General features: G+C 63.1%; 2 protein-coding genes. Both read right to left on the reverse strand.

The window, feature by feature from the left end; all coding sequences use genetic code 11:
- Positions 1–199 precede the first annotated feature (199 nt).
- Positions 200–967 carry an ATP-binding protein gene (locus tag QMG61_RS17290; RefSeq protein WP_283495575.1) on the reverse strand — a complete coding sequence of 256 codons (768 nt, stop codon included), beginning with the start codon at positions 965–967 and terminating at the stop codon, positions 200–202.
- Complete coding sequence (gene istA / locus QMG61_RS17295) at positions 967–2556, reverse strand: IS21 family transposase (RefSeq protein WP_283495576.1); 1590 nt, start codon at positions 2554–2556, stop codon at positions 967–969. The genes QMG61_RS17290 and istA overlap by 1 nt, the downstream gene beginning before the upstream one ends.
- Positions 2557–2796 lie beyond the last annotated feature (240 nt).

Here is a 2796-nt window from a genome sequence, read left to right on the forward strand (position 1 = left end):
GCCGCCGAGGTTCCGCCGCCACCGGACCTGTAATCAAGGTCGTGAGAGATCCCGTAAACAAGGTGCTGAGACATGGTGTCAACAAAGTCATGAGACAGGTTGTAAACAAAGAGTTGAGACAGCACATCCAAGCAGGTGGTAGCGCAGTTCTGGCGAGGTGGTAGCGGCCCCGGGCGGGTCGCCCGGGGCCTCCGCGGCGTTATTCCCAGTAGGTCTCGTGGGCGCGGACTTGGTCGTTGCGGTGCCTGCGCATGTCGATCTGGCCGAGGTTGATGATTCGGGCGTTGTTGGCGAGGCGGTTCACGATGGAGTCCGCCGCGACCCGGTCGGGCAGCTCGGCAACCCAGTGCGCCGGCCCGGTCTGGGAGGCGATCATTGTGGGCAGCCGGTGTTCTCGGTTTGCGAGGATCGCGAACAGGTCGCTGGCGGCGTCGCTGTCGATGCCGACGGTGAGGAAGTCATCGATGATGAGCAGGTCGATGTTGGAGAGCTCGTTCAACAGCTTCTGGTGGGCGATGCCGTCGCCGCGGGCGATGACGAGCCGGCGTGCCAGGTCGTCCATCCGGAAGTAGAGCACGGAGTGTTCGCTCTGGCAGGCGCCGATGGCCAGCGCGCAGGCGAGGTAGGTTTTCCCGCCGCCGGTGGGCGAGATGATGAGCAGGTTTGTCGGATCGGTGCGCCAGTCGTGGGCGGCATATCGGCGCATTCGAACCGGAGTGATTCCGCGCCCGTCGCGGTAGTCGACCTCGGCAACGGTCGCGCCCGGGATCGGGAATGCAGCCTGGCGGATGAGTTTGTCGACTTTGTTGATGCGTCGGGACTCCAATGCGTCGTCGACGGCGGTGAGAAACAGCTGCTCGGGGGTGAGGGTGTCGTTGTCCTCGTCCTGGATGAGCTCTTCCAGCCGGGTCGCGACGTGGGTGACTCGCAGGGCCCGGAATTTGTCGTAATCGATGCTGGTGAACATCACTTGCCCTCCTCGTCGCGTGCGTAGTGGGAGGCGTCGCGAACATAGACGTCTGGCATGGTGTCGCGGAAAACGACGGTGCTGATGCGTTTGCGCGTCGAGGCCGCCGGGACCCTGGGCCGAGGTTTCTTCCCGTCGCTGTCGATCGCCGCCATCAAGCGTTTCAGTGTCGAGTAGGTCGGATGGGCGCTGCGGTTCACGAGCTCCTGGCAGGCCGCTTCCAGCCGTTCCCGGTTGTTTCTCCCGAGCCCGTCAAGGATGTTCTGGCAGGCCAGGTAACCTTGCGCCTCGATTGGCTGTGCGTCGAGGATCTGCTCGATCACCGTGACTGTTGCCGGCCCAACGCTGCGGGCCCGGTCAGTGAACCACCGCCTGGACCACAGCCCGTCGATGTTGCGATGCTGCGGCGGAACGTGCTCGGGCAGGGTCGAGTACTGGCCCTTTCGGCCCGTCAACCGCGGGTGTTCGCAGAGCATGTCCTGCCCATCGAAGACCGTCACCCGGGACGACGTCAGCCTCACCCGCAGCAGCTTGCCCGCCAGAGCGAACGGCACCGAATACCGTTGCGTGTCGGCGGTGACGTGGTAGTTGCGGCCGGCCTTGAGCTCCTTCCAGGAGACGTCCTCGAACCCGGCATCAGGCAACGGGCCGAGCAGCCCCCGTTCCTCGGAGTCGAAGCGTTCCCACCGGGTCGTGTCGTCGGCGCGGCGAATATCATGGTTGATCTCCCGCACCCGCTCATCGATCGCCGCATTCAACTCGCTCAGCGTCGTGAAGACGTCGTCCTCGAGGTAGCCGATGACGCGCTTGTTGACCACGTTCACCGCGTTCTCGGCTGATGCCTTATCGCGGGGTTTTTTGACTCTGGCCGGGACAATTGCAGTCTGGTAATGGTCGGCGAGTTGCTGATATCTCGCGTTGACGACGCGCTCCGCATCACCTTTATGGGTTTGGTGCGTGGAGGTCGTCGGGTTGTCCGGCACGATGATCTGCGTCACGCCGCCGAAGAACGCGAACGCTTGAACGTGGGCGTCGAGCCAGGCCGGGGACTTCATGTCCGCGTAGGCGCGGCAGAACATCAGCCCCGAAAATGGCAGCACTGCGACGAACAAGATTGCCCGGACCACCTCGCCGGTGATGGTGTCGACGACGTCCATCGTGTCGCCGGCCCAGTCCACCAGCATCACCCGTCCCGGCTCATGGCGGAGTACCGCCACCAGATCGTGGCTGCGGAGGTAGTCGGTGAACAGGGCGCAGAACTGCGAGTACCCGTACTTCTTGCCCGCGTCTTTGGCGTCGACGTATCGGCGCCAGGCCAACAGCAAAGTGAAGTGCCGGTTCGCTTTCATCGACGCCAGCACCCGCGCCAGGTCGGGCTGGACGTACTCCTCCGAGACCTTCCGGCGCCCGTCCGGGAACCACTTCGCGAGATCAAGGTCGGTGATCGCGACCATCGAGGTCAGACCCCGGTCCTGGACCTCCTGCCGAACCCGGGCCACGTCGCGATGCGAGCACCCCGCAATTTCGACGACTTCGCGGTAACTGCGCCCCTCCAGCAACAGCCCCAAGATTTTCCGATAGTCCGCCATGAACCCGCCCTTAACAATGAAAGGACAACGCCGAATGCGTCGTCCTTCCACAGCAGAGCAGAGCGCCGCCGGCCAGCGCTACCGTGTTCCCGGAAACTTGCTACCAACTCGCCGGATGTGTAATCGCATGAGGTTGTTTACACACGTTCTCATCACCTTGTTTACAACCTCTCTCATCACGTTGTTTACACACGATGTCGCCACGTTGTTTACACCCGTCTCATGACGTCGTTTACAACC

Source organism: Cryobacterium sp. PH31-AA6, from assembly GCF_030063195.1.
In the GTDB taxonomy this organism is placed as follows: Bacteria; Actinomycetota; Actinomycetes; order Actinomycetales; family Microbacteriaceae; genus Cryobacterium.

Bases quoted from the DNA above. Each gene is read 5' to 3' on its own strand.
- istA (WP_283495576.1), bottom strand. From the start codon at position 2,556: ATGGCGGACTATCGGAAAATCTTGGGGCTGTTGCTGGAGGGGCGCAGT.
- QMG61_RS17290 (WP_283495575.1), bottom strand. From the start codon at position 967: ATGTTCACCAGCATCGATTACGACAAATTCCGGGCCCTGCGAGTCACC.